The sequence below is a fragment of the Sinorhizobium sp. RAC02 genome (assembly GCF_001713395.1).
Taxonomy (GTDB): domain Bacteria; phylum Pseudomonadota; class Alphaproteobacteria; order Rhizobiales; family Rhizobiaceae; genus Shinella.
In genome coordinates this window covers 61,480-86,590 of sequence record NZ_CP016451.1, presented here as the reverse complement: position 1 = coordinate 86,590, position 25,111 = coordinate 61,480, and the positions used below count along the sequence as shown (strand labels likewise).

Here is a 25,111-nt window from a genome sequence, read left to right as displayed (position 1 = left end):
TCAGAGGACATCATGACCACTCCGCCGACGCTTTTTGATGAGGCGCAATGTTTCCCGATCGTAAGCCATGCCGCTCCAGCGCGCGACTGCGACCGGCGTGAGCCATGCATCGAGCTGCTCGGGTTTGTGCCGGGCAAGGTGGAACAGGGCGGCCCGCAGATAGAACGGCCTGGTGTTGGCGTATTCGTCAGTGTTCCCACCACACTTGTCCGGTAGCCAACCTTTTACGACAATGGTGTCGAGAACCGGATCCTCCTCGGGGTGATCGATCAAAAAATAAAGCAAAGCAGAACCACCGGCATTGACGTAATGCCTAAGGCCAGCAAGAAACCAGTCGGGTTTAGGCCGATAGTTTGAATAGAGGTGCAACCCATAGGCTTGCATCGCAGCCGTCAGTCCGACGCGATAACGCGTATTGTCAGAACCGAACACGGCCAGCACCTCGTGATCCTCCAACGCCAGACGGTCCTTAAACGCTACAGCCATTATGCGAGGTAGATCGGGAAGATCGAAGTGGGTGGCCGCCGCCTGCCGCAGGCGGAAATCGTCGAAAGTCGCGATCATGGCGAACACCTTGTCTGCCTTCGCTTGAGGTAGCGCTTGAGCCGCCTCGATGATCTGTTCGCGAAAGCCTGCCTTGATCAGCCGCCAAGTCATATTGACGGCATCGCCATGACCGTCGGCGCCCGCGAGCGGTGGGAATGCCGGGGTCCATCGATCCAGACCATTGCCCTTGTCCCAGCTGTAAGCGATCGGCGGGGGCGCATGATCCGCGATGGCGGCCACCACTTGTGCGATATTGAGAGAGCCCGGATCGCGCGCCAGATCGTGGGCGATGGAATGGATGTATGGTGCGCCGTCGAGTTTCGCATCCACGGTCGCATTGCGCGGAAAGAGCAGCCGGAGCGGTATGGCATCGTTTTCGAACTGTTCCCGCGCCGTCTGCCAGGCCGACGCCTCGAAGACCTCCCGGGTTGCCATCTCCAAACCTCCATCGGAGGCGCGGCAGAACAGTTTCCGGAATCGCACGACAGGCTCACCGGGCTTGATCGGCTTTCGCGACAGGACGCAGCGTTTATCCTTCTTGCCAGTCCACACGCCGTCCTTAACCAGGCAAAGCGGATTGCCCTCGGGGGCCTCGTCCAACAGAGGCCCGGGCGAGTCTTCCATCAGAAAGCGCTGATAGGCAGGAGTTTCCGCCAACTCCGCCAGCCAGTCGTTCTGCCGCATCGCCTGTGTCCACGCCATGCGCTCAGCGATTTCCAGCGAAAACCGCCACGGCAGGTGGTAACCCCGACGAACAAGCCGCTTGGCCGACGACAAAGCCTCGTCAAATTGGCCGAGCGTAGCCAGCGTGCAGATGGCGTTGAACTCGAAATGGCTCGTGTCGAGGACCGGGCACGACAGATACCACTCCAGCTCTTGCTCTATCAGCGGCATGGCACGCTGCGGCGCCTCTGCGAGGAGCGCGCTTTGCACATAGCCCGCATGGAATTTCTGCACGTCCACAAGTCTATGATCCAGTTCCCCGAGACCCAGGGCATGCTCATGCCGGTCGAGCAACCAGGCGACATCGATGTGAAACGGGCCATAGCTTGCCGCCTTCGGGTGCGCCAGAAGCTGTGACACGAGGGGATCGGAGACGGGCTTTGCCCGGGTCAACTCCTTGACACTTCCGTTGAGCAGGCTGACGGCCAGCGTTTGGTCCTGAAGAGCAAGGGCCGCGTCGATCAGCGGCGCAGGCAGGAAATGGAAGGGATTCAGCAGGCGCCAATAGCCTTCGCCCTTCCGGCCGGGCGGCGAAAGCTCATCGTTCAATCTGATGAACAGGGGGGCAACCTCTCCGTGCCGACCTAAGCGGAGCAGGGCCCCGGCCATCAACGTGGCCGCGACACCGAGTGCCAGCTGTGGTTGCTGACCGGTCTCGAGCGAGGCGATTTCGAACGGACGGGCGATCAGGGCGATCAGGGCTTCGTCCGTCGCGTCTGCTTCGAGGCAATCCGAAAGGGCTTTCACCAGCCCGTCGAGTGAGGTCATACGCTCACCTTCCCATGGCACGAAGCCCGACGCAGTCTTTGCTTTGCAAGACAACTCTGAACGCAAACACCTTCTCTCGGCCACAGTCCCCTATCGCGAAAATCGAGGATACACGCCCGAAGACAAATGCATTTGTGTGGGATTGATCCAAGGTCATGTAAAATTCCTCGCTCGATGCAACGACGGACCGCCTCATCCGCGCAGGGCCAGCATGAACCGCTTTGGCCCCAGTTTTGCCCGAAGGTGATACATACGTCAAAGCTAACCCAAAAATTGCGCCCACCGACTGGTCTTCTCGATAGGTCGGCCGACATGCGGCTTCGGCGCCGTCATTGCATGTGGCCTTGAGGGGGACGGAACATCCAGATGTTGGGCGGCCTCCTTCGCGGGCGTCCTTGGTCGCACTGACCGGCGTTGGGTTGCATGGATGCGGGATGATGGTGGACAGAGAGGTGGCCGCCGGCGCCGCGGCGTCGGTAATAGGCTTCGGCATCTTCCGCATTGCATTTCTCGACGAAGGTATCCCATAGTCGTGTCGTTGACGACAAGGCGCAGGGGCGTTGACCTTTAAGCAGCGAGGTTTCGATGAATGAGTACGTAATCGTGGCTGCGGGCACCGTCGGCGGTATCGTGGGGGGCGCACTGGGTGCGCGCCTTTCAAAAGCTCCAGTCTGGAAGGGTGCATTGCTTGCAGCGATTGCTTCGCTCATACAGTTCGTTATCGGGGAACTGGCGGACATTGAGCAGCCTCTCGTCTCCTCCCTGGTCTATCTGCTCGCCATCGGCCTCATTGGCGGCCGCTGGGGGATGGGGCTGACGGCCCGCCAGCTTTCGCATATCGTGATCGGCAGCTTCCTTCTGGCCTTGCTCGCCGGCGTAGCGGCCATCTATTTCAGCACATCGACCTGAACTTAAACATCTCGCGATTTCATACCTGCTTTTTATCTATGCACGCATGAGCTCGTTCGCATCGATGCTTCGAAGGGGCGTCTTCCCCTGCCCCGGTTTTGACCTATCTTGGTGTCAACCTGATTTTAAATTCAGGAGAAGCCAATGAAGTCCCGATCCGCAACCCTCGCTTTGCCGCTCATCGCAACCCTCATGGCCTGCTCAGCCGAACCGAACATCACCGCCGTTGGTACCGCCGATACAGACCAGAGGCCAATGGATGAGGTGCCGGTGCAAAAAATCCTTAGCGGTGGCGATAGGGCGTACAGCTATAAAAATGGGTGTGTGATTGTGCTTGAGCCAAAACGCGCAGTGGTGAAGTCTGAGGGTGCGCGGTGCCAATCGCACCATCGCGACATCTCACTTCTCTATGCGTCCGGGGACTGAGGAAAGATGCCGGCACCCGCAGATCAGGAGGATGCGGGTGCCCTCTGTCGCTTCGCGTTGTGGTCGCGCATCAACGGATCGGGTTGCTTTCCGCCTATCGCGGAACGCTCGGTCCCATGGTCTCCGGTGCACCCGACAATGCGGCGCTTTCGTCGCCGAGCGCAAAGCTGCCGCTGTAACGGAACAATTCGCCGAGCAGGGGATGGGTCAACGTCATGCGCATGCTGAAGCGCTCGGCATCCACCGGTCGTTCCTCGACATAGGCGCGACCGAGCATGAGTCCTATCGGCAGGGGCACATCGACGCCGAACAGCCGCCAGATATAGCCCTCGCCGCGGAACACGAGCGCGCCGTCCTCCGCGGTCACTTTCAGTCGCATTCCCACTCCGAAACGCACGAACTCGATCACGCTGTTGCCGCCGGCATGCTGCATATGGGAGCGGAAATGGAAGGGTGGACGCCCGGCGAAGTGGAACACCCGATCCCAATGAATGGCACCGTCGTTGGGCTTTACGTTGTAGTGGACCTCTACCGGAACATCTTTACCGCGATAAGGTACCAGCGCACCGAATATCCGGGCGAATGGGATCAGCAGCCTGGCTACAGCACCGTGCCATACCTCGTGCATCGTGCCTTTCACGCAGATATAATCGTCGCTGAAGGCGCGCAAGAAGTAGTGACGCCTGACAATCTCGCCAAGGTGGTGCCAGTCCTCGCCAAGCACCTCCTGAAAGACGGGCTTACGGATCGGACGGTTCGGTAGAGCTGTCTCAATAGGCCGGTTCTGCGCCATGTTCGTCATGTCAAGTCTCATATATATTCAGTGTTGCGCCTGCGCGCCCATCAAAACGGACGGCTTGGGCCAAGGTTTTCGCTGAAGCTTGAGGAACGGGAATCCCAGCCTGGACATGCAGCTATCGGTCCTCCGTCATCATCTTTACGAGTTTGCGCTGATCAGGTCATAGGCCGTCAGCCCCGGCAGGCGCGAGAAGAACGTGTTGCGGTCAGCCGTCGGCAACCAGCGTGACCATAGGCTGAGCACATAAAGACGTCCATCGTGCCAAAAGAGCGCAGCAAGAACCTCTCCTACATCCTCACCTGCCTTGTTCTTCGTGGAAAAGCGGAAGCTGCGGGAGGCGACGCCAGATTCGCGCATGTCCGGATCCTCGCTGCCCTGAAGCAGCACCGGACGTTCGGCATCAGGCGACTGTTGGACAAAGTAGTCACCGATGAGCGTGGGGCCGAGTTTCTCCAGATCGGGTTGCTCCTTCCTCTCCTGTACTGCGAGCCAAAGGAGCCCCGTGTCTTCGCCGCTGCTGTTCTTGCGAAGCAGGTGCAGTTCGGCCGGCAGAGGTCCGCGAAGATCGTTGATCGGAACCTGCCAGACGTCGGGGACGCTCAGCGTCATGTTGTCCGTGCCGATCGTCACAGGGATCTCTCGCATCATATTGCGATAGCCGGGCGAATGGCCATCGGCGAAGACGATGCTGGAAATGAAGGTCTCGTAGTAGTTTTGCGCCTGGTTTGCCCGGACGTCGAGCTCGTCCTTGTCCATCACGCCGCTGACATCGAACAGGAAATGAGTGACGAGCATCTTGTTGCCGCGCGTCATGCATCGGCTGAAGACACCACCGATCGGTCGGCTTCCATCCGACTTCGTTGCGAACAGCTCCGCGTCCGAAAGGTCGGGCTCAGCGCGCCTGGCGCGGAGCGTATAGCCGGCGATCTCAGCCTCATGCTTACAGACACGCGACGCAGCCGCGGGCGCGGTGAGATCGAGGGCCTGGATCGTGACCTCGACGGGCGTGCCGGCCTTTGCGGGATAGATCTTGCCCACGATCATGATCCTGCCCAAGGTGCCCGCCTCGCGGGGCGGCATCGTGGTCGTTTCGACCGAAGCATCGGCGGGAACGGCGGCCTCGAAAGCGAGATTCTCTGCTCCGAAATCGAAGTGCTTCGTAACCCAGCCTTTATCGGTCGAGCTGGCCTCTTCCGCGCTCGGCTGTGCCGTCGTGACCGCGAGTGCAAGCCACGCTCCGATCAGGGGATTTGCGGTTCGTGCCAGTACAGACATTGTCATTCCTCGCGTTTGCGCATGTGCCGATTGATCCTTGTGCGGCGTCTGATGATCACGCCGGTTTGGAGATCATGACAGAAACGAAATTTAAATTGCGCCGAATGCACGGCATTAACCTCTTTCATGCGCCTTCCCCATCCAAGGCCTGCGAAACGTATTGGCTTTCGAACTCTCATCGTCCAGGGCAAGGGGCATTTCGAACGTCACTCTGTTTGGAAGCCGTTGAAGTGGGCTTCCGCACAACGGCGGGCGCAAGTCGCATTCAATCCGATTGGTGAACGACCCAGGCCTGATCGAAACGACGTGCCAGAAGATCGTCGCGGCGCATCAGGACATAGTAGGCTCCGCCACGCAGACCAACCGCTTCATCAACGCCCACCTGCAAAACGAGCTTCCAATCCGCCGCGCCCTTTAGAATCTCTTTGGCCTCTGACGAGTCATATGCGTCGGCCGTTCCGGCAGAAACGCCATTCGAGGCGAGTTGAGCGCGTGCCTGCATTCCGTTCTGCTGTGGCTGCGGCCAGCCCCCCAGTTGATGGTTTGCGCGCCCGGGTTCATCCGACGAACCGAAACGCGACAGCCAAGCCATATAGGACCAATAAGGTCCCTCACCGAATTGTTGCGATGATGCTTGATCGAGCAGATTTGCGTCCCATGCTTTTACGCTCGGCGAGATGGGCGTTACGACGCTGTGGGGAACAATAAGTGCAGGTTTGAGAACCAGTTTCTCCCGGTATTGAACCTCGCTCAACGTAGCTGGAACCGACGCTCGTATCAAATCCGCCGCCGGCGTATCATCCCAGATCAGACGGAACCCGACACGCGAACTCGGCTCCCAGCCAGGGGGTGTTTCCAGCAGGTCATAGAATAGCATCAGCCGCCCATTATTCGGCAGGTCGGGGTCGAATCCGGGCTGAGCGGAGAGTGTACCGAGGTCGAGCTGTGCGATGAAGGATAAGGGAAAGCTCTTTCCGACCATCTGCGCCTGCAGAATGGGATCACGCGCCTCTTCGCGGGCGCGTTCCGGCGTGTAGGTGGTCTGGGATTCAAGTAGCGGGCGCATCTCATCTGCCTGTTCCTTCGGAAGCAACGCCAGGGTTCCCTCAACTACCTCCTTTTCGATACGCCTTTGCTCCTCGACGAAATGTCTGCCCTCGTCCGGCGCCATCCAGTCAGGTGCGATTCCGGCTTTTGACAACGTCGCACCAATCAGCGAGCGATAGTGTTCTAGTTTGATCTGGGCATCTGCATAAGGCGGGCGCATTGGCCAGGGCATGCCGTGTGGCAGATCGGCGGCCCCACCCATCTTGCTTGCGCCGAGCGGAATAGACGCTTCCGCGTGCGGCACTGTTTCCAACGAGACGGCTGGCAAAGGTAACGATCCCTGTTTGTGGACATGGAATTCTCCGATCTGCTGCGCCATAGCCACCTCCATGAAGGCCATCACAAAGGCCAAGGCCATCCCCATTTTCATTGCTCTATCATTCCTCTGCCGGGCCATGCCTTCAGGACGCGAACGGCTTCCGGTTCTGTTCCGGGCCAAAGCTGCACCACGTAGCGATCATCTCCTACGAGACCATCCTCGCTGAGGGTATCGAGGCCGGAAAGGCTGGCGCGGACGCCGAGCGGACCTGCTTTCACCGAAAGCCGCGGAGCAGTGGGTTCGTAATCCGTCATGCCAGCCAGCACGAGTTGACCCGAGGGGCAATCGAAGCAAGCTTCGACAACGTGCTGGTAGGCGTCGAGATCGAAGGTGGGGCGTTGGTCGTGCCATTCGACGCGGACCGGCACGGTCATATTGCGCGCCGTATGGAGAATGACCGCATAAGGCCCGACCATAAGCCGGCGGGCGATCACTTCGTCGCTGTAGTCGTCGGGTAGACCGGGATGTGCCTCGTCGCGCAGATAGATCTGGAAATAATCGGCCAGGAGATTGCCCTGATAGAGAATCTGAAACGTGGCTGCCCGAGCGGCTAAGGGCGCTGTCAACCCAAGCATTCCTATTGCGAGTAGGGTGCGGCGATTCAAATGGATGCCTCGTCTTGTGGCGTTTAATCTCTGGAGAGTGATTATATCGATCACGTCCGTAGTTGCCGGAAAATTACTGCAAGCCGCGGTGCATTTTTTCGCCCGCAATCCGCGAGGCGGCAAGCATAGGATCTTGCGGTTTTCAACGCCGATACTACGCTCTGAGCTCATCGATGCTGGCATCATACGATCCGGCTTTGCTGGTAAAGGCCGCGAAAGAATACCTCCATGTCCGGCCACCAGAAGGTGAACTCATCCGTTTCCCAACCAGCCAGCGGATTATCATCGTACTTATCGAAATGCGCGAGACAGACGCGGGGTTCGTCACTTTCCCGATAGTCCAGCAGAACCGCCTCGCTACCCGCAAGAGCAATTGCGATCAGTCGTGAATCGAGGCCGCTGCAATCCAGAATGCCATATTCAAGCTCTTCCCATTCCACAGGCAGGATATCGCGCAGACGTGCAACGTCCTCCAGCGCCAGATATTGATGGCTCGACTGGGGGACCGGCACAATGTCATCGATTCCGGGGTTATCCATATCTCCCCAACGCAGGGTATCGACCCAGCCGCCGTTGAAATGCTTGTAGACATCACGCCATAGAGCCGGCAGACGAACGCCCAGCCGTTTTTCCTGCACGGTAATCTGCTCCTCGGTCAGTCGCCCACACTCTTTTACGCCAACACGTCTCTGCCAGATACGTCGCCTGATGAGTTCGGGATCCGTTTCGTTCTCGATGATCGAGTGCTGGCTCAGATGCCAGGTGAAAATGTTGTCCACGCTCACAGAGGTGACGGGCTGTCTCAGCAGATTCTTTTCGCGGTCTGTCAGATCGGCTCGAGCCTCGCGCTGGTTCAACAGGTGGCGGAACAGCTCCTCGGTGTCGTCTTTAGAGGGAGAGGAAGGAGAAGACTGGATGGTCTGCTGGGGTGAGCTGGTCTCTCGATGACTTGCCATTTCGTCCCCATGCCACATTGCTCGTCACCTATCGCGGAATCCCCAACGATTCACGAAGCTGATAGTACCTGACAGATTCCTGTGGTGGCAAACCCAGCAACATCTTCTGCCGCCCACCGCATGTCTTTCCCACGACAATCGCTGACGTGGCACCTGCCCCACCTTTGAGGCAACAATCGTCTTTTGTACTGCCTGTTTTTACTCAGCCGTGCGCCCACCGACAAAGGCAACTGTGTTACAGAAATCCGGAATTTTGGCCGCCGCAAAAATCAGCTATAAAAATCTGGTAACGTCGGGATTTCGGCGGCAGTGACGCAGCCCAAGGAGTGATCAATGCTCAAAGTGCCCTATTTTGACAATGCCGAAGTCGAGGTGCTTGAGGAGGTAAGCAACGAGGGCGCCGCCGCGGCACTGGCCTCGTTTCTCGCGCTGACCAGGGCGGACCGCATCAGCGATTCCCATCACGTCTTCGCTTATTACAGGGATTACCACGAAGCCGTTGGCGGCGAGGATTGGCTGGACGAAGAGATGGGAGTGCCAGAGACGCCAGCGGATATCTGGAAATATGTCACGCCGGGCGGCGAGATCGATGTGCAGAAAGGCCGGAAGGACGATGACAACTGGTATGTGGTGATGGAGGCAAACTGCGGCTGGGAGGAAGAGCACGGGCTCATGCTGGTCTGGCGCAATGGCACTACGCTCACCAAGGTCGGCGGCTATGACGGGCATCTCACCAACAGAAATGCCTATGCTGACGCCAGCCTGATTGACGTGGTCTACGCGGCTTCGAACCCGGAATACACAACCCGTTTGTCTTCGATTTGAAGCAAGAATCGGGGGCCGCGGCACGGAGACGGTCGGTCACCCCGTCTCGGGTCATATTCAGATCACGATGACTTGCCAGATTGTGTGGAATAGCTGGTCCGGTAGCCGAGGATTTGAAAACACGCACGTTCGCAGCCATGGCCGATCGCCGCCCGCTTGCTGATATTGTCGGCGTTCTCGTTGGCCCACGCTTTGACAGCCACGCGGCGCGTTCGGCCAGCAGCGCTGCGCTGCTGTGGGCATGTTGGGATATAGCTTTTCGCCTCCACTGGACGCGTACAAAAATCCGAGTGGGACAGCCGCTATCAGCAATGTGGATCACAGCGGCGTCGCCCGTCACGTCCCACCAACCGCGCACGCAGTCCTGCTCTTCGTCTATTGATGTCCACCTATTTTAAGTGGACACTTCATTCGGCAGAGACCTCGACGCGAAAAGGTGCTGGGAAATTAGCGCTTATGATAAAGCCGATAAGCGAGCTATTTGACTGACGCCTTGAATCTGTCCATGACCCCCTTCATCGCGTCGTATGGTTCCCCCGCGTGGTAGACGATTATGAGCAGGCGGCAGGCCGGCGCGTCCGCGGTCACAATCTCTCCGTGGAGGGCGACCGCGCCGCCCTTGTTGTCGAATTCCAGCCGCCGCCCTGCATACGGACCTATCGCCCCGTCGCCTGTCACGCCGGAGACAAGTTCAATGCCCTGTGCCTTGAATTTGGCAAAGAAACCATCCGCGGTGCCTTTAAGCACTTCGTCAAATCGCCGGTTGGCCGAGAGTGTCGAACGATACGCACAGGCAAGCGACGCGAAGCTAACCGTATTAGCAGTTTCTCTTTCAGCTACCTGCATAAAGCCCGACAGTTGATCGTTGAACGAAACCGGTTGCACGCGCCAGCCTTCAGGCCAGGCTGCTTGCACCGGCATCGGCTTGAGCTTCCATTGGGCGATTGCCTCGGTCCTCGCCACCAACATCTCCCGCTGCTCGGCAAATTTGCCGATCCCTTGCAGAAGTAGCAGGCAGAACGCGATGGCGGCTCCCCGCAGCGCCACACGCACGAACGACAGATCTTTTGATGACTTTTGCGCCCAGTAGCCTGCGGCCAGCGTTCCGATCAGTGTTGTGAAAACAAACAGCCCAAGCACGTAGCCCCAATTGTCTGCTTCAAACTCGTTCTCGACCCTGCGCGTCGCGGCAAACGCCAGCAAGAGTGTGTAAAGAAACGCAATAGCTGCCGCGCCTATGAAAGCCTTTTGATAGGGGTTGGCAGTCGAGTTGCTCATGCACGTTCCCTTATTTACGGCTTTGCGTAATATGATCACTATATAAATGTGGCGGCGTGGAATTGGAAGATCGCTCGACAAGATCAGGCTTACGCGGTGGAGCATTGCGACGCCTCAAATGCTTGACGGGTGGCCGCGGCGATGCTGAAAGTTCAGGGGACGTTCTGTCGCAAAAAATCGGTTGCGAAGTTTCCGATCCACCGACGCGACCCATGACGGCGATTCAAAGCCTCTGGTTCCGTTCGGAGAAGCAGACATTACTCGAAATGGCAGAGAGGCGGGCGCGGTATCCCCTTCTGCGTGGCACCGCTTCCAATATACCAACCGGCGCCAATTGCGATGAACCTCACCTCAGCCGACAACCAGGCATTGGTGTTTTCGCCTCCGGTTCGCTCTTGAACAATTTCCGGGAAGAGGTAGCTCGGGCTGCTGTCCCGTCCGCAAACGACGTTGGGAGCGTCCGCCCGGATCAGTGTGTCGAACTCCCGGTCACGCAGGGCTTGCGAGTGCCGGATCGCGTCGATCTCCGGCACGTCCGCACAAGGGCCCGTCAGGATCTGAAAGCCAGCCGGCGTGCTTAGTGGGTCGTTCTTGTAGAATGCCAGGTCGCCGGTACGCAGGTTTTCGGCAAGGAAGCGAACGTATTCCAGGTGCGCCCGCTCCAAATTCCAACCCCTCGTCTTCTGGGTGCGCTCCATGAGCCCGGATCCGTCGAGAAAGCAGCCGCGATCGCCGAACTCGGCGTAAGCATCGATTGGCGAGGTCAGTGCCTCCACGTCCGTGTCGTCAATCCGGATTTCGCTGCGCACCTGGGGCGGCCGGATACGGCAGACGCTGGAGGGCAGGACGATCCAGTCCCCTGTGCGGATGGTTCCCACCAGGGCGTCCGCCTGGGCGATGAGAGCATCAATCTCATCATCCCCGTATCCCGCATCATTCGCGAGTACGCGGGTCGCGGGACCGACTGCGCACCCCTGCGCAACAATGAAGTCGATAAGCGGCTCCCTTTCAGCCGTCGCACCCAGACCGCTCCCAATCAGCAGGATTATGGCGACGCTGATGGCAACAGCCCTCATGAAAACCCTCCACTTCGCATCCGCACACTCATAGCTCGCGGCGGCTATACCGACCGGCAAACTAGCCAAAAGCAGACGAGCCGCTATCACCCATCCTCGCCATTGGTTGGCATCAAAAGTCAGGGGTTTCGCGAAATGTTATCTTGTTCGATGGCGAAAAGCATCCACGTTGCTCTGAGCCGGTGATGGATATTGTCATCTGTCAGGCGTTTTTTCAGGGCTTCTATCAACGTTGGGGTGGCAACAATGCGGGCGAGACGGCAATAATTGCGAAATTCTTGCGTATTTCTTTCGTCAACGATTTTGAGTAAGACCTTCTCCAATCGGCGAACCTGCTGGTTCGATAAGGTAACGTGTTTTAGAAATCTTGCGAGGTTCGCCTTGATATAGCCGGATCGAAAGAACCACGGGTCGGCTTCGAGGAATTCGATGGCCATCTCCACACCGCGCGCGTCGCCGTTTTTCAGCCGATCATAATGCTCCCCGAAGCCTGGCGGGTAAGCCGCTTTGATGGCATTGTAAAAGCGTTCGACCAATTCGGGCGCTGGCGGAGAAGTATTGACAGCTCTTCGTGCTTCCTCGGCGTCTTTCGCCCGTTCAGACCATGCAAACTTGCTCAATACGTGCTGCCCATTCAAAAGAACCTCGAATCCTGCGACGACTTTAGCAACTAACTCCTGTCACGTAACAGGCTTTAGGATTTCCGCGACATGGGAGGCCGCCGGAAGTTATCCGGCAGCCACGAGCTTACTTGCCCAGTCATGCCAGTAAGCTGCGACGGCTGAAGTTTGCTTCACGATACGATCAGGGGCAAGCGGGGCGGTCCACAAGTCCAGCCGATAGGTATCAACGGGGGTGTCATTGACATTGGTGTCCAGTTCATTGGCGGTCTGCATCGCCCTGCCTTGGTACCGCGCCCGATAGGACCCGGCTGGCACGGCCATGCCCACGCCTTGATCGGCCGCCCATTCCATCAAAGTAATTTCCCCTTTGGGTGCTTGAAAAGAGACCTCCACAATCTCCTCCCAGCTTTCATCGATACCGGGATCGGCATCGAACAGACGTATGGTGATGCCAATAATGCCGGTGTGCAGGCCGGTCATCAGAAACAATATTGCTGGCGTCTGTGCCCCGCACAGGCCATTGCTCTGGCCGACGAAGCAATCGTCCATCGCTCCCTCAAATGAGCCATCCAGTTCGATATAGGCCTGTCCATACTGAACCTCGAGATTCCTCGGTCATGATCTTTCTTCTCCAACTGGTCTTAGTGATCTCGCCGACGCAAAGGGTTTGAGATAGACCGTCGCAGAAATCCCGAGCTTAGCTCAACCTGTTAACCCGACTTTTGCAACATAGAAAAATTCCGGATTATCGCAACAAATACGATGCCAGAAAATCGGCGGCGCTCCGGTGAGCTGCACCAGCGTTCCGGGTTCCAGATCTCAAGAAAAAGTCGTGCTCGCCACCCTCGTAAGCATCAAGGGTAACAGCTCCGCCAAGCTGCTGCGCCATCCTTTGAAACTCCCGGCCAATCGACAGGGGGAAAGTCTGATCGGCGCTGCCCCAAATTAAATGCAGGGGCGGCAATGAGCGAACAGGCTGCGAATAGCCGTTCGGGAAACCTCCATCGACCAGCACCAGGGCGTCAATGTCGCTTCGCCCGGTCGAAGCCGCAGAGGCGATTTGCGCGCCGAGGGAGATTCCAAGAACGCCGATCTTGCCGCCGTGGCGCGATTGCTCGTCAAAATGGGCGGCCACACCTTGAACGGCGGAAATCCAGCCCGGCAAACGCTGCGCATAATAGGCGATGCGCGCTCGCGCGCTGCCCGCTTTCGCGATGGCGTCGAGGTCGGTCGCCGACAGGACATGAACGAGATAGGCATTCAAGCCCGCCGCCCGGAACGTCTGGCCGATCTCGTCATAAACGGGTGCTTCAAAGCCCCTGCTGCCGCTCAAGATCAGAACGGCCGGGCAGATTGCGTTCGCGCAACTTCCGAAGCTCTCGACCAGAACCCCGCCGCTGTGAGTGGACACGGTGAAGCTTTGCCGAGATGCTTGAGCGCTCGCTCCTGCTGGAAAAGAGAAAATGGCCAGGATAGCGACAATTATACTGAATAGACGCATGAACCTGTCTCGCGTGCTTTTATCGCGAAAATTCCGGATCTTGCTCGATATATCACCCAGACCTTTGCGGCGCTGCGAGACCCGCTTCATCAGGGTCTCAGGGGAGCAATGGTTTACTACCCACAGTTCCATAACCGTCCTCTCCAAAAACAAGGGCCGGAAGACCGACACCGCCGAGCTGTTGCCAAAGACATTCAACCCACTCCGTGCAGGTATCCACGATGGCATCGTTTACGGAGAAGGCGGCTTCATTCGGATCGAACATGGGAACATCGGGCTGCATTTGACCGTCGATGTACTTAACTTCAAATAAGAACCGGTATGGCGCTATCGCCTTTTGAAGAACATAAAGGTCCGGCCCATCCAGGTGGACGACAATATCGAAGAAACCTTCCTCGCTTTGTCCCGGATGAACTCCCACCATGACCTGTCGCGCTTTCTGCGGAAGGGACTGCTTTATGATGGCGAGACGTGCCAGGGCTGGCTGGACGTGAGCCGACAGGATGCTTTGAAGCGCAGTCTTATATTCGTCCGCTGTCATCCCAGCTTGTCTCATTTCCGGTCCTTCACGTCCTATGTCGCAAAATCCCGATTAAAGCTTGATTGCGACCGAGTTTTGCACCGTCGCAGGATATGGACTTTTGCGGTGAAATCCACTGCGTTGTCGTGGGCGCACTGAGTACCCCACGGCGTTGACGCGGTGGAGTTCACGCAATGGTGGATCGCCCTTTGACGATAACGAGCTTTAGATTCGCTGGCGTGCCCGCAGCCTTAAAATGGTTACTCAGGAAGGAGTGGAAGCGCGATATGGAGACCGCGTCCCCAAAGCTGGCCTTATTCAGCGGCGTTCCATTGTATCCAGCTCCATGGCGTAGCATCGGGAATTCTGCTGTCCAAAGCTCCCCTTTTGAAAAGCGTAACCGATTTCTCATCGCCGTCCTTGCCCTCAAATCCCACCAAGGCAAGACCGATCTGAGGAGCGTAAACAGAGTAATCGTCTTTAAATAGCTCTTTTCCGATTTCATTTATTCTTTTCAGGATGCGTTCCGGATTCATGGCGAATAGTGACACGTCATCCAGCATTAGGGGGTCGCAATGGCTGCTGAAAATGAGCTCCTTCAGCTGATTTTCAGGATCAAAGGTGAGAACGGGAAATCTATCTCCCCTGTATTCTTGACGATTGCCACTCGGTCTGATGATAAAATGTTCGTTTGGGCCAATCTTATTTTCTGCTTCTTCGGAACTCATCCCAAATCGTAGTGGGAAAGCACCTTCAAAAGGTCTGATGATCCAATTCATGTCATTCTCCACCTATGAGCTTGCACTACCATGCACTGCCCAGTTCAGGAAGCGCCCTGGGTAGACGATCTGCCTGACATTTGATGCGTCGCAAAAGTCGGCGTACTCTCAGATCCAAGACTCGGGATTTTTGCGACAAGGCGGAGCACAGCGGGGATTAGTGTACAAAAGAACTGCTAAAATCACTTACACTGAACAAATGGTACGCGGTGCTGTCAGGACTTTCGTTTGGCGGCGGGGTATGACTGGCCAGAAAGCATTGTGGGCAGCAGAAGCCGTGTTGATTGCCTTCCTCATTTGGTTGCTTTGGCGAGGTGAACAAGGATGGCTTATTGGTGTCATCAGCGTCGTAGTTCTTCTTCCCCCTTGCCTGATTATCACGGTGTGGATTGCACATTATCGCAACACAGTCGGAAAATTCCGCAGAATGTCCAGCCATCAGGCCGAGTTCACGTTTCTCGGTGAAGGATTAGAGATTGTCTCCGAATTGGGATCAGCGAAAATTCCGTGGTCCGGCGTCACCGAGATTTGGGAGAAACCGGGTTACTGGATGATATTTACTGCCCCAAGCCAGTTCATGACGCTGCCCGTTCAAACCATATCGCCAACCGATCGGGAGTTTCTGCGATCCAAGGTGGCGTCCGCAACGCCGCAGGAATCCTAAAACTTGTTACGTCACGAGTTTCAGTCGCAAAATGTGTTGCGTGCCTTCGGATTGTTCAAACCCGACGCTGGCGGCAGCTTGGACTCAACCTCGATGAGTTGACTTTACAGGCGCCAAGGGCTGCCATGGTCGTCCAGATCACCAGCGGCAACTTCCGCCTCGTTCATCGCCTGTTCGTCCAAATCGAGTGCATCTTGCGCATTAATGAACTCGACACGATCACGGATGATGTGGTGGAAGCGGCTTGATCCGTCCTCGTGATCGGGGTGCCAAATAGCGCTGATAACCGTAAGCATCCGAGCAGCCACGCGGGCAGAGAACGCCCCGCGCGATGTTCGCCTGAGCTATGATGCAGGGATGTGGCTTCAGGCAGCGTGCTGATGAGACGAGTTTTCGGCCTGACAGTGGCGCTTCCATTCCCATGGGAGCAGTTCCGGGAGGCGAGACGTAGGCAGGTCCCCGATGCGGGCAAGGACATCGGCGAGCCAGGCCTTGGGATCCATGTCATTCAGCCGTGCGGTCATGATAAGGGAGCGCATGGCGGACGCCCGGTCGGCGCCGCGGTCGGAACCGGCGAAGAGCCAGGCCGTTCTGCCGCAAGCTACTCAGCGTAGCGCTCTTTCCTTGAGAGACTCAATGCCCATTTATGAATTCATGGTGGCCCACAACCTCTGGTAAATCTGGAATTGACACCCGCATGTTCAGGGCATCGACCTATCCCCTCCGCGTCGACACAACAACGTCATCTTGGGATGCCAGCCTTGCGGAAGAGAAACCGCGCAATGGTCGCAGGCGCCGCCTATGGCTTTAGCGGCGCAGTGTCCTAGATTTGTGTTTCTAAGATGCGACCAACAGGCCCTCATGACCGAAAAAAACGATCCTGCCACCATCCAGCGCCCACCAGCCGAAATTGCCTATGCTGACGAACTCGAAGCGTTGAGACGTGCTGACCGCGACCCACGACCGCCCGGCTGGCTCCTGTCTTTGACGGCGGTCAAATCCTTTATCCTTGGCGGTAAGGGCGCGGCCGCCAAGCTGGTCGCTTCTCCCTCGCTGGTCGAACGTGCGATGGTGACCCTTGCCACCTCGCGCGCCCTGCTCTTAATCGGGGAACCCGGTACGGCAAAAAGTTTTCTTTCCGAACTGCTCGCCGCTGCAATCAGCGGGGATTCCAAACTCACCATCCAAGGCGGCGCATCGCTGACCGAAGACCAGATCAAATATGGCTGGAATTACGCGCTTCTGGTCAGCGAAGGTCCAACGCGCCGCGCGCTCGTTCCCGCGCCGCTTCATCAGGGCATGTCGAGCGGACGTATCGTGCGCTTTGAAGAAATCACCCGCTGCCCGCTTGAAGTGCAGGATAGCCTGCTCTCCGTGCTGTCCGACCGGGTGCTGGCGGTGCCGGAACTCTCTGGAGACGACGGCATGGTTTTTGCCCGGGAAGGCTTCAACATCATTGCCACCGCCAACACGCGCGATCGCGGCGTCAACGATATGTCGGCGGCGCTGAAACGTCGGTTCAATTTCGAGACCGTTTTCCCGATCCGCAATGCCGACGAGGAACTCGATCTCGTCAAGCGCGAGGCCGCCAAGCTCCTGGCGCGTTCCGGCGTACCGGTAATGCCGAGCGACGAGGTACTGGAGGTCCTCGTCACCTGCTTCCGCGAATTGCGCGAGGGACTTTCGAGCGAAGGCAGCATGGAAAAACTGAGCTCGGTCATGAGCACGGCCGAAGCCGTCAGCGTCGCCCACGCGATCGGCGTTCGCGGCCATTATCTGCGCGGCGACGGCGGACGCCCCGAGGATATCGTCGAGTGCCTTGCTGGCACCGCCGCCAAGGACAATGCGGAAGACTTGAAGAAGCTCGCACGCTATCTGGAGCAGAAGGCGTCGAAGCGGCCCGGTGCAGCATGGAAGGCGCTCTATGAGGCTCGGCATCTTCTCACGTCCTAAGCCAGCGCAGGCGCGGGACAAAACCGAAAGACTGACCGTTCTCGGTGTGCGCCACCATTCGCCGGCCTGCGCCCGGATGGTCGCGGAGACGATCGAGACATTGCGGCCCTCCTTCGTGCTGATCGAAGGACCCGCGGATTTTAATCCGCATATTGATGATCTGCGGTTGCCGCACATACTGCCGCTGGCGATCTTCAGCTATCACGCCAAGGCGGAGCGCACGTTCGCGTCCTATTCGCCGTTTTGCAGCTATTCCCCGGAGTGGGAAGCGTTACAGGCCGCGTGGAAGGTCGGCGCAACCCCGATGTTCTGCGACCTGCCCGCCTGGCATCCGGATTTCGGCGACCGCGCCAACCGCTATGCCGATCCGCACACGGTGCGGGCCAATGCGGCGGAAGCGGCGCTCGGCAAGGCGCTGGGAGAAGACGGGCTCGATGCCGTCTGGGATGCTCTGGCAGAACAGGCACCGAAGGCCGAACTTGGCGCGCGGCTCGATCGCTATTTCGACCTCTTGCGCCCGGAAGGCGCAGAAGACCCGGCTGAACTCGCCCGCGAACGCTTCATGGCGGCCCATGCGGCCTGGGCGCTCGATCAAACCGAAAGCGCCGATGTTGTACTGGTCTGCGGCGGCTGGCATGCGCAAGCGATCCGCCGAATGTCACAGGAAATGGATGGCAACAAACCGGCGATGCCGATCCCGGGGGAGGACGAGCGCGTCGGCAGCTATGTGTTGCCCTACGACTACCAAAGGCTCGATCGCTTCACCGGTTATGCCTCGGGAATGCCCTCGCCCGCCTATTATGAACAGGTGCGCGAACGCGGGCTTGCTCCTGCCGCCGACTGGGCCGCCAATGCAATTTCGCAAGGGTTGCGCGACGCGGGCCAAGTGGTGTCCACCGCCGACCGCATCGCCTGGCAGACCCATGCATTGGCGCTGGCGCGGGCTCGGGGCCATGTTGCGATCCTCAGAGCCGACCTTCTCGATGCAGCGCTTGCGACACTGGTCAAGGACGAGCTGGAAGCCCCGGCCGCCTGGGCGCAGGCCGGCTCCGTGAAGCCTGGCACGCACCCGGCTCTTGTCGCCATGCTGAAGGCGATGACAGGAAACCGTCGCGGAAAGATTGCGCCCGGCACGCGCCGACCGCCACTCCTCGATGATGTCGATACCCGCTTGTTCGAGGCGGATATGACGCCCGGCCCCGTCGCCAAGCGGCTGGAACTGGACTGGAACGAGCCACGCGATCGCATGCGGAGCCAGATGCTTCATGCGTTGCGGCTGTTGCGCCTGCCCGGGCTGGAGCGTCTGGCAGGTTCCCTAACGGCGGAAACCAGGGCGCCGCGCGATATCTTCCGGTTGATCCGCCACCGCGATGCCGAAGGGGTGCTGATCGAGGCGTCCCGCTGGGGCGGTACCTTGCCGATGGCGGCCGCCGGGCTGTTGGCCGATCGTGTGGCGCGCGCCGGCGACGATTTGAATATCCTGTCCGTGTGCCTTTCCGATGCGCTGTTTGCCGGACTGCTCGGTCTCGAAAGCGATCTGGCCCGACAAATCGCCGCCGGCGTTGCCCGCTCGCATGAGATCGGCGAGATCGGCAGCGCCGGACTGCAGGCGGTGCGGCTTCATCGCTTCGGCCACATTTTCGGCGAACAGGCGCGCCAGGGCCTCGGCCAGTTGTGCGAACGCATCTTCGCACGGGTTCTGTGGCTGATCGAATCCATACGAAACGAGGACGAGGGTCGACGCACCATCAATGCGCTCGCCGCCTGCCGTGACATGATCCGCGATTGCCCGGATCTCGACATCGACCGTGCGGCGCTGGTGGTGGCGCTCAGCAGATGCTTGAACGATCGCGATACCGTACCGGCCCTTGCCGGTGCAGCGCTCGGCACGCTGATCGCCTGCGGCCGCAACGATGGATGCGGCATCGTCTCCCGCGTGGACCATTTCAGCCGGCCGAGCCAGCTCGGCGATTTCCTGGCCGGACTTTTTGCGCTGTCGCGCGAGGAAATTGCCGTCGACCTGCCGGTCACCGATGCCGTGGGGCAAGTGGTCGATGCCTGGAGCGACGAAGAGTTTCTGGTGGCGCTGCCAGCGTTGCGGCGGGCCTTTGCCTTTTTCCCCCCGCGCGAGCGGGAAAGATTAGCCCATATCCTCTTACGGGCGCTGGGGCGCGGCGACGCGCAAGCGCAGATCGAAGCGCTGCAATGGATGCGGCAGCGTACCGACATCGCCGACCAGGCTGCAGCCATGGCGCTGGAAGCAACAGTGGCGCAACGGCTTTCCCGTGACGGATTGATTTGATTAGGGTCTGTCTGATCCAAAGATGAGGAGATAGAGATGGAACGCTACGAACTTATCGAAGGCACGTCATCGAAATTCTGGGAGGCCTCGGTCGATGGAACGACCCTGACGGTCACATACGGACGTATCGGCACCCAGGGTCAGACCAAGGAAAAGCAATTCGACAGCGCCGACGCCGCGACTAAGGAGAAGAACAGGCTGGTCAAGGAGAAGACCGGAAAGGGCTATGTGCCCGCCGGCGCGCCATCCGCCACGCCCGAGCCTGCGACAAAAAAGGAGGAGACCAGGCAACCGGTGCAGCAGGCTGCCGCGCCGACCCCGGCCGAACCGCTTGCCGCAACCCTGGAGAAAGATACCGTTGCGCCAACGCTGACTGCCGCGCCGGATTCCGAGCCGGCGCAGGGGCCTGTCGCTATCGAACCTTCCAACGAGCTGGGAAAGCTGCTTGGCAAGCCCCTGGCAACGCGCACCTACCCGGATGGCGTACTCTATGAGGCCGCCGCGGCCTGGCAGGCGCTCGCCGGCACGCTGCAGATGCTTCTTCCCAAGGCCGTCGAGGAAGGAAAGGAAGCGGTAGACTGGTTGCAGGAGCGGCTTGGAAGCGAGGGGCCGAAGATGCCCGGCGGGGGCGCGGTCGGGTGGCTGAAATCGAAGCTCGCCGGCAAAAGCGACCCATCGATCGACATGGAGGAGGCCCGCAACTGGATCGTCAAGATCGAGGCCGCGACGCAACGCTTGACCGTATCGATGGACGGCTCCGACGAAGACCGCCGTACGGCCAGCCTGCTCTGCCTGTCCTATTTCTTTCATTGGCTGGCGCAAACAGCGGGTGCGGCGGCGTTGGCGCAAGCAGCTTTGCCGCTCCTCGGCACGGCGAACCGGCCGCGATACGGCTACGAACATTCTGCCTGGAGTTCACCGCTCGCACTCGCTCTGCGCAACGTTCTGGTCAAAGTATCGGACGAAGAATACCAACAGGCTGTCGATGTCTTCAGTCTGGCTTGCGACGATCAGGTGGATCATAAACGCCGCGCCTACTTCGCCTTCGTCCTCGGCGACGACCGTACAGGCGAGCACGACCTGAAACCGCTTGCCGTGCTGAATGCTGCGGCATCTGCCGGCGAGGATGTCGGCGCCATCCTGGAAATGGTGCCCCTGATTGCCGAGGCGCCGCCGTCCGCCGTCGCCCGCTGGCGCACAAAGCGCACCTATTTCATGTATTTCACGTATTTCGACGTTTCGCTTCAGGACATAGCCGCGACGGTGGTCGCTTCCGCCCGTCACCACGGCGAGACATCCCTGCCTACGCTCGAATGGCTGTTGCACTACGCCAATGACGACCAGCGCAGGGCGATGGCGCGCATCATGCTGGCCACGGGCGACAATTCAGCGCTTGGCCTGCTGATACCCTTCCTGCACGAAAAATGGATCCGGGCGGCGCTCGATGAGGCGACCGAAGAAAGTCCAGACAACATGTTCCAACAATTTGTCTCCGCGCAGGCCGCCGGTCGCAACGAGCCGGTTATCCGCGCCCGCGTCATGGATATGACAAAGCGATATCCCGAGGAGACGCTGAGACGATGGCTTCACGGCAATGCCAAGGCTCTTGCCAATCTTGATCGTTTGCTGGAAACGCAAAATGTCCCCATCGCTGCCAGTGATGCCGTTCCGCCAGTACTGACCGACCCGCCATGGCGCAAGAAGGCGAAAAAGACCGAGGATGTCGTTCTTGCCCTCAAGCCGCTTGCTACCCCGTTCCGCTACGAACCCGACGAACCGCCGGGGGAGGAAAACCGTTGGCGGATTTCCCAAGCCAAGGTCGTAACCGACGTTGATGAACTGGTCGCACTGATCGCCGAATTCGAAGCCACGCCCCTGCCCGATTGGTATGGCGTGCCGGCTCGTTCCCGCCCCTTGCCCCAGCGCGGCGACGAGCAGGAAAATGTGCTCGGCTTTGTGTACGAGCGCGTCATGCAGATCTATCGGGCTCGTTCCTATGCCATCAGTTCGAGCGGCTGGAACAAGCTCTTCGCCGGCATCGACCGCCAGCCGGATTCACTGGCGTTGGTGCTTTGGAGTTGCCCCGGCGTGGCCACCGGCTATTTCACCGACGATGTCTATCCGCGCATGATGGCCCGCTTCGGCGAACGCGGCCTGCCGGGCCTCCTGAAACAGATCGAGGGCGATCCGACTGGCATGCTCGATCGAGCCAGGGATGTCGATGCCGGCGAGATCGCGCCGCACGCGGCCCGCGCACTGCTGAAGCTCAAGAAGGCGCGCCTTCCCGCTATGCAGTGGCTGCGCCGTCACCGCGAAACCGCCGTCACCCGGCTCGTTCCGGAAGCAACGGGGGCCATGGGACCGGCCCGCGACGCCGCCGAACATGCCCTGCGCTGGCTCGCGAAAGACCGGGAGGACGGCCGCGCGATGATCGAGGCGGTCGCTCGCTCCTATGCAAGTCAAGATCCCAAGGCGCCGGACGCGGTGGCGGAAGTGCTCGACCGCGATCCGCTGCAGCGTTATCCGGCGCGCATCGCCAAAGTGCCGGGCTGGTTCAAGCCCGCCTCGCTGACGCGGCCGGTGCTGAAGCAGGGCGGCGCACTTTCCGACGAAGCCATGGTGGCGATTGCCGAAATGCTGTCATTCAGCACACCCGAGAGCATCTATGCCGGCATCGACATCGTCAAGGAAGCCACCACCGCCGAGAGCTTGGCCGCATTGGCCTGGGACGTGTTCGCCGCATGGCTGGCGGAAGGCGCACCCTCCAAGGACGGCTGGGCGCTGCGCGGGCTCGGCTGGCTGGGCGACGATGAATGCGCCCGCAAGCTCACCCGCCTGATCCGCAAGTGGCCGGGCGAAGCGGCCCATGCCCGCGCCGTCACCGGTCTCGATGTGCTGGCCGACATCGGCACGGACGTGGCGCTGATGAACCTGAACGGTATTGCCGAAAAGCTGAAGTTCAAGGGCCTTCAGGAAAAAGCGCGCGAAAAGATCGCGCAGCTGGCCGAGGCGCGTGAACTGACCCCGGAAGAGCTGGCCGACCGCCTAGCACCGGATCTCGATCTCGATGACCGCGGCGGAATGGACCTGGTGTTCGGCGAACGGCGATTCCGCGTCGGCTTCGACGAATTCCTGAAGCCCTGGGCCAAGGACGAGACCGGCAAGCGGTTGAAGGATCTGCCGAAACCGAACAAGTCCGACGATCAGGAACTGGCCGGCGAGGCGACAAAGCGCTGGTCGGCCCTGAAGAAGGACGCACGCGCCGTCGCCAGCATCCAGATCAGCCGGCTGGAGAACATGCTCTCGCATTCGCGCCGGGTGACGCCGCAGGTGTTCTGGGTCTTCTTCGCCAGCCATCCGTTGATCCGCCATCTCACCCAGCGTCTCGTCTGGGGCGTCTATGCCGATCTCGATCCCCGCACGGCCCCAAGCACCATTTTCCGGGTGTCGGATGATCTTTCGGTCACCGATGCACAGGACGACACGCTGGACCTCGACTTTTCCGCCGAGGCGAGCGGCGTGATCGGCCTCATCCATCCGCTGCATCTGCCGGCCGGGGGGCTCGATGCCTGGGGCGCGCTGTTCGGTGACTACGAAATCTCGCAGCCCTTCCCACAGCTCGGCCGCGAGATTTACGAACTGACGGAGGCGGAGAAAAACACCAACGAGATCGGGCGCTTCGATGGCCTGAAGGTGGAAACGCCCCGCCTGCGCGGCATGGCCTCGCGGGGCTGGGCGCTCGGCTCTCCCCAGGACGGCGGCTGCATCTGGTGGCTGGAGCGGCCCGTCCGCTTCCTCGACGGCTCGACCAAAGACGCCATGTTCTACTTCGGGGAAGGCATTTTCACCGGCGGCGGCGATTGGGAGGACAAGCAGCAGACGCTCGGCAAGCTGACGTTCGAACCACCCTATGGCCGCAATCAGAGCGAGGGGCCGAAATTCGGCCAGCTCGATCCGGTGACGGCCAGCGAAATGCTGCGCGGCCTGGCGCTTCTGGCCGAGACCGCCGTCAAATGAGCCAGGTGACCGGTCTCGATCCGCTGACGCGCTGGCGTCTCATCCTCGGCGAGGCTTCGGACGGCGCCTGCCGGTCGGCGGGATGCGCCCTATCGGCCGATGCCATCGCCATGGATGCGGCGCTTGACTGGCTCTACGGGCGCGACGACGAGGACGGTTCCCGCAATATCAGCCGTCAGGGCGGGCGCGGCGATTCCGCCCTGACGACGCCGCAATGGATCAACGACATCCATCGGCTCTTCCCCAAGGAAACCATCGAACGGATTGAACGTGACGCGATCGAGCAGTATGCGATCGACGACATCATCACCAATCCCGACGTACTTTCGCGCGCCGAGCCGAACGAGACGCTGCTGAAGGCGGTACTGCGCACCAAGCATCTGATGTCGCCGGACATTCTGGTGATGGCGCGCAAGCTGGTGCAGGAGGTGGTTCGAAAGTTGATGGAGAGGCTGTCGCGCGAAATGGCACTGGCCTTTTCCGGTGTCGTCGACCGGCGGCGCCACAGCCGTTTCAAGATCGCCAGCGATCTCGATTTCCGCCGGGTGGTAAAGGACAATCTGAAGCACTACGATCCGCAAACTCGGCGCCTGACCGTCGAGAAGCTGCACTTCTTCGCCCGCAACCAGCGACACATGAAACAGTGGCAGATCATCCTTCTGGTCGATCAGAGCGGTTCAATGCTGGATTCGGTCATTCATTCCGCGGTCACGGCCGCATGCCTCTGGGCGCTTCCGGGCGTGAAGACCCATCTGGTCGCTTTCGACACCAATGTCGTCGATCTCACCCATGACGTCGACGACCCCTGCGAACTTCTCATGAAGGTTCAGCTTGGCGGGGGGACCGATATTCAAAAAGCGGTCGGTTATGCCGCCGAGCTGATCAGCCAGCCGGAACAGGCGATCGTCGTGCTGATTTCGGATTTCTACGAGGGTGCGAGCCCGGCGATGCTGATCCAGCGCGTCACGGAACTGACCGCCCAACGAACGCTGGTGCTCGGCCTTGCCGCGCTCGATTCCACCGCCGAGCCGGCCTATGACCGCGATATGGCGCGCAAACTCGTGGCAGCCGGTGCGGAGGTGGGGGCGATGACGCCGGGCGAGCTGGCCGGCTGGCTGGCTGCAAAGATCGGGCGGTAGC

The 25,111-nt window shown here is 59.6% G+C and carries 22 protein-coding genes and 1 pseudogene; 8 read left to right on the top strand and 15 right to left on the bottom strand.

The genetic code is table 11. From position 1 onward, the window contains the following. Entirely contained in the window at positions 1-2,037 is a 2,037-nt protein-coding gene (locus BSY16_RS20240) for a hypothetical protein (RefSeq protein WP_069061711.1), read from the bottom strand. A gap of 585 nt (positions 2,038-2,622) precedes the next feature. Here BSY16_RS20240 and BSY16_RS20235 point away from each other — a divergent pair. Beyond that, positions 2,623-2,946: a hypothetical protein gene (locus BSY16_RS20235; protein ID WP_150130079.1), complete on the top strand. Its 324-nt coding sequence runs from the start codon at positions 2,623-2,625 to the stop codon at positions 2,944-2,946. Between the two features lie 144 nt (positions 2,947-3,090). Beyond that, entirely contained in the window at positions 3,091-3,372 is a 282-nt protein-coding gene (locus tag BSY16_RS20230) for a hypothetical protein (protein WP_069061709.1), read from the top strand. Positions 3,373-3,466: 94 nt separating this feature from the next. Here the strand turns inward: BSY16_RS20230 and BSY16_RS20225 are convergent, their stop codons facing one another. The 5 genes from BSY16_RS20225 to BSY16_RS20205 form a co-directional block, all read right to left on the bottom strand. After that, positions 3,467-4,174, bottom strand: a complete 708-nt coding sequence (locus BSY16_RS20225) for a DUF4166 domain-containing protein (RefSeq protein WP_286157255.1) — start codon at positions 4,172-4,174, stop codon at positions 3,467-3,469. Positions 4,175-4,309: 135 nt separating this feature from the next. Beyond that, positions 4,310-5,446 (bottom strand): hypothetical protein, encoded by a 1,137-nt coding sequence (locus BSY16_RS20220; protein ID WP_069061708.1) that lies wholly within the window; start codon positions 5,444-5,446, stop codon positions 4,310-4,312. Between the two features lie 265 nt (positions 5,447-5,711). Continuing rightward, the gene (locus BSY16_RS20215) at positions 5,712-6,923 is read right to left on the bottom strand and encodes a DUF1963 domain-containing protein (protein ID WP_171902457.1); all 1,212 of its coding nucleotides are present in this window, start codon (positions 6,921-6,923) and stop codon (positions 5,712-5,714) included. Further along, positions 6,920-7,438 (bottom strand): hypothetical protein, encoded by a 519-nt coding sequence (locus BSY16_RS20210; protein WP_150130078.1) that lies wholly within the window; start codon positions 7,436-7,438, stop codon positions 6,920-6,922. Before BSY16_RS20210 ends, BSY16_RS20215 begins: the two co-directional genes overlap by 4 nt. Positions 7,439-7,659: 221 nt before the next feature. Then, entirely contained in the window at positions 7,660-8,433 is a 774-nt protein-coding gene (locus BSY16_RS20205; protein WP_171902456.1) for an SMI1/KNR4 family protein, read from the bottom strand. A gap of 333 nt (positions 8,434-8,766) precedes the next feature. Here BSY16_RS20205 and BSY16_RS20200 point away from each other — a divergent pair, with 333 nt between their 5' ends. Further along, complete coding sequence (locus tag BSY16_RS20200) at positions 8,767-9,258, top strand: DUF6985 domain-containing protein (RefSeq protein ID WP_069061705.1); 492 nt, start codon at positions 8,767-8,769, stop codon at positions 9,256-9,258. A gap of 477 nt (positions 9,259-9,735) precedes the next feature. Here BSY16_RS20200 and BSY16_RS20195 read toward each other — a convergent pair whose 3' ends face one another. The 7 genes from BSY16_RS20195 to BSY16_RS20165 form a co-directional block, all read right to left on the bottom strand. Beyond that, positions 9,736-10,536 (bottom strand): hypothetical protein, encoded by an 801-nt coding sequence (locus BSY16_RS20195; protein ID WP_150130077.1) that lies wholly within the window; start codon positions 10,534-10,536, stop codon positions 9,736-9,738. Positions 10,537-10,793: 257 nt separating this feature from the next. Next, entirely contained in the window at positions 10,794-11,612 is an 819-nt protein-coding gene (locus BSY16_RS20190) for a hypothetical protein (RefSeq protein ID WP_069061703.1), read from the bottom strand. A gap of 119 nt (positions 11,613-11,731) precedes the next feature. Beyond that, complete coding sequence (locus BSY16_RS20185; RefSeq protein ID WP_150130076.1) at positions 11,732-12,232, bottom strand: hypothetical protein; 501 nt, start codon at positions 12,230-12,232, stop codon at positions 11,732-11,734. 108 nt (positions 12,233-12,340) lie between these two features. Continuing rightward, complete coding sequence (locus BSY16_RS20180) at positions 12,341-12,784, bottom strand: hypothetical protein (RefSeq protein ID WP_083243021.1); 444 nt, start codon at positions 12,782-12,784, stop codon at positions 12,341-12,343. 196 nt (positions 12,785-12,980) lie between these two features. Further along, positions 12,981-13,826 (bottom strand): alpha/beta hydrolase, encoded by an 846-nt coding sequence (locus BSY16_RS20175; protein ID WP_286157254.1) that lies wholly within the window; start codon positions 13,824-13,826, stop codon positions 12,981-12,983. A gap of 7 nt (positions 13,827-13,833) precedes the next feature. Next, complete coding sequence (locus BSY16_RS20170) at positions 13,834-14,277, bottom strand: DUF6389 family protein (protein WP_069061700.1); 444 nt, start codon at positions 14,275-14,277, stop codon at positions 13,834-13,836. Between the two features lie 293 nt (positions 14,278-14,570). Then, positions 14,571-15,035, bottom strand: coding sequence for a hypothetical protein (locus BSY16_RS20165; RefSeq protein ID WP_069061699.1), 465 nt, complete (start codon positions 15,033-15,035; stop codon positions 14,571-14,573). Positions 15,036-15,276: 241 nt separating this feature from the next. Between BSY16_RS20165 and BSY16_RS31475 the strand changes: the two genes are divergently transcribed. Beyond that, positions 15,277-15,699 carry a YcxB family protein gene (locus BSY16_RS31475; RefSeq protein WP_171902455.1) on the top strand — a complete coding sequence of 141 codons (423 nt, stop codon included), beginning with the start codon at positions 15,277-15,279 and terminating at the stop codon, positions 15,697-15,699. A gap of 104 nt (positions 15,700-15,803) precedes the next feature. Here the strand turns inward: BSY16_RS31475 and BSY16_RS33280 are convergent, their stop codons facing one another. Beyond that, the gene (locus BSY16_RS33280; RefSeq protein ID WP_150130074.1) at positions 15,804-15,995 is read right to left on the bottom strand and encodes a hypothetical protein; all 192 of its coding nucleotides are present in this window, start codon (positions 15,993-15,995) and stop codon (positions 15,804-15,806) included. Positions 15,996-16,064: 69 nt separating this feature from the next. Next, a pseudogene (locus BSY16_RS31470) lies at positions 16,065-16,304 on the bottom strand (transposase domain-containing protein); the annotation flags it as partial. Between the two features lie 256 nt (positions 16,305-16,560). Here BSY16_RS31470 and BSY16_RS20150 point away from each other — a divergent pair. Genes BSY16_RS20150 through BSY16_RS20135 form a run of 4 tightly spaced genes read left to right on the top strand, consistent with a single transcriptional unit; the run spans position 16,561 to position 25,110 of the window. Then, positions 16,561-17,652 (top strand): ATP-binding protein, encoded by a 1,092-nt coding sequence (locus BSY16_RS20150; RefSeq protein WP_069061696.1) that lies wholly within the window; start codon positions 16,561-16,563, stop codon positions 17,650-17,652. After that, complete coding sequence (locus BSY16_RS20145) at positions 17,624-19,954, top strand: DUF5682 family protein (protein ID WP_069061695.1); 2,331 nt, start codon at positions 17,624-17,626, stop codon at positions 19,952-19,954. The genes BSY16_RS20150 and BSY16_RS20145 overlap by 29 nt, the downstream gene beginning before the upstream one ends. Positions 19,955-19,990: 36 nt before the next feature. Beyond that, positions 19,991-23,971: a WGR and DUF4132 domain-containing protein gene (locus tag BSY16_RS20140; protein WP_069061694.1), complete on the top strand. Its 3,981-nt coding sequence runs from the start codon at positions 19,991-19,993 to the stop codon at positions 23,969-23,971. Continuing rightward, positions 23,968-25,110: a VWA domain-containing protein gene (locus BSY16_RS20135; RefSeq protein WP_069061693.1), complete on the top strand. Its 1,143-nt coding sequence runs from the start codon at positions 23,968-23,970 to the stop codon at positions 25,108-25,110. Before BSY16_RS20140 ends, BSY16_RS20135 begins: the two co-directional genes overlap by 4 nt. Position 25,111 lies beyond the last annotated feature (1 nt).

Coding starts and splice junctions, on each gene's coding strand:
- BSY16_RS20170 (WP_069061700.1), bottom strand. CDS start 14,277: ATGACAGCGGACGAATATAAGACTGCGCTTCAAAGCATCCTGTCGGCT.
- BSY16_RS20195 (WP_150130077.1), bottom strand. CDS start 10,536: ATGAGCAACTCGACTGCCAACCCCTATCAAAAGGCTTTCATAGGCGCG.
- BSY16_RS20190 (WP_069061703.1), bottom strand. CDS start 11,612: ATGAGGGCTGTTGCCATCAGCGTCGCCATAATCCTGCTGATTGGGAGC.
- BSY16_RS20165 (WP_069061699.1), bottom strand. CDS start 15,035: ATGAATTGGATCATCAGACCTTTTGAAGGTGCTTTCCCACTACGATTT.
- BSY16_RS31475 (WP_171902455.1), top strand. CDS start 15,277: ATGACTGGCCAGAAAGCATTGTGGGCAGCAGAAGCCGTGTTGATTGCC.
- BSY16_RS20215 (WP_171902457.1), bottom strand. CDS start 6,923: ATGAAAATGGGGATGGCCTTGGCCTTTGTGATGGCCTTCATGGAGGTG.
- BSY16_RS33280 (WP_150130074.1), bottom strand. CDS start 15,995: ATGCTTACGGTTATCAGCGCTATTTGGCACCCCGATCACGAGGACGGA.
- BSY16_RS20175 (WP_286157254.1), bottom strand. CDS start 13,826: ATGAAGCGGGTCTCGCAGCGCCGCAAAGGTCTGGGTGATATATCGAGC.
- BSY16_RS20235 (WP_150130079.1), top strand. CDS start 2,623: ATGAATGAGTACGTAATCGTGGCTGCGGGCACCGTCGGCGGTATCGTG.
- BSY16_RS20220 (WP_069061708.1), bottom strand. CDS start 5,446: ATGTCTGTACTGGCACGAACCGCAAATCCCCTGATCGGAGCGTGGCTT.
- BSY16_RS20240 (WP_069061711.1), bottom strand. CDS start 2,037: ATGACCTCACTCGACGGGCTGGTGAAAGCCCTTTCGGATTGCCTCGAA.
- BSY16_RS20135 (WP_069061693.1), top strand. CDS start 23,968: ATGAGCCAGGTGACCGGTCTCGATCCGCTGACGCGCTGGCGTCTCATC.
- BSY16_RS20200 (WP_069061705.1), top strand. CDS start 8,767: ATGCTCAAAGTGCCCTATTTTGACAATGCCGAAGTCGAGGTGCTTGAG.
- BSY16_RS20230 (WP_069061709.1), top strand. CDS start 3,091: ATGAAGTCCCGATCCGCAACCCTCGCTTTGCCGCTCATCGCAACCCTC.
- BSY16_RS20140 (WP_069061694.1), top strand. CDS start 19,991: ATGGAACGCTACGAACTTATCGAAGGCACGTCATCGAAATTCTGGGAG.
- BSY16_RS20225 (WP_286157255.1), bottom strand. CDS start 4,174: ATGACGAACATGGCGCAGAACCGGCCTATTGAGACAGCTCTACCGAAC.
- BSY16_RS20145 (WP_069061695.1), top strand. CDS start 17,624: ATGAGGCTCGGCATCTTCTCACGTCCTAAGCCAGCGCAGGCGCGGGAC.
- BSY16_RS20150 (WP_069061696.1), top strand. CDS start 16,561: ATGACCGAAAAAAACGATCCTGCCACCATCCAGCGCCCACCAGCCGAA.
- BSY16_RS20205 (WP_171902456.1), bottom strand. CDS start 8,433: ATGGCAAGTCATCGAGAGACCAGCTCACCCCAGCAGACCATCCAGTCT.
- BSY16_RS20180 (WP_083243021.1), bottom strand. CDS start 12,784: ATGGACGATTGCTTCGTCGGCCAGAGCAATGGCCTGTGCGGGGCACAG.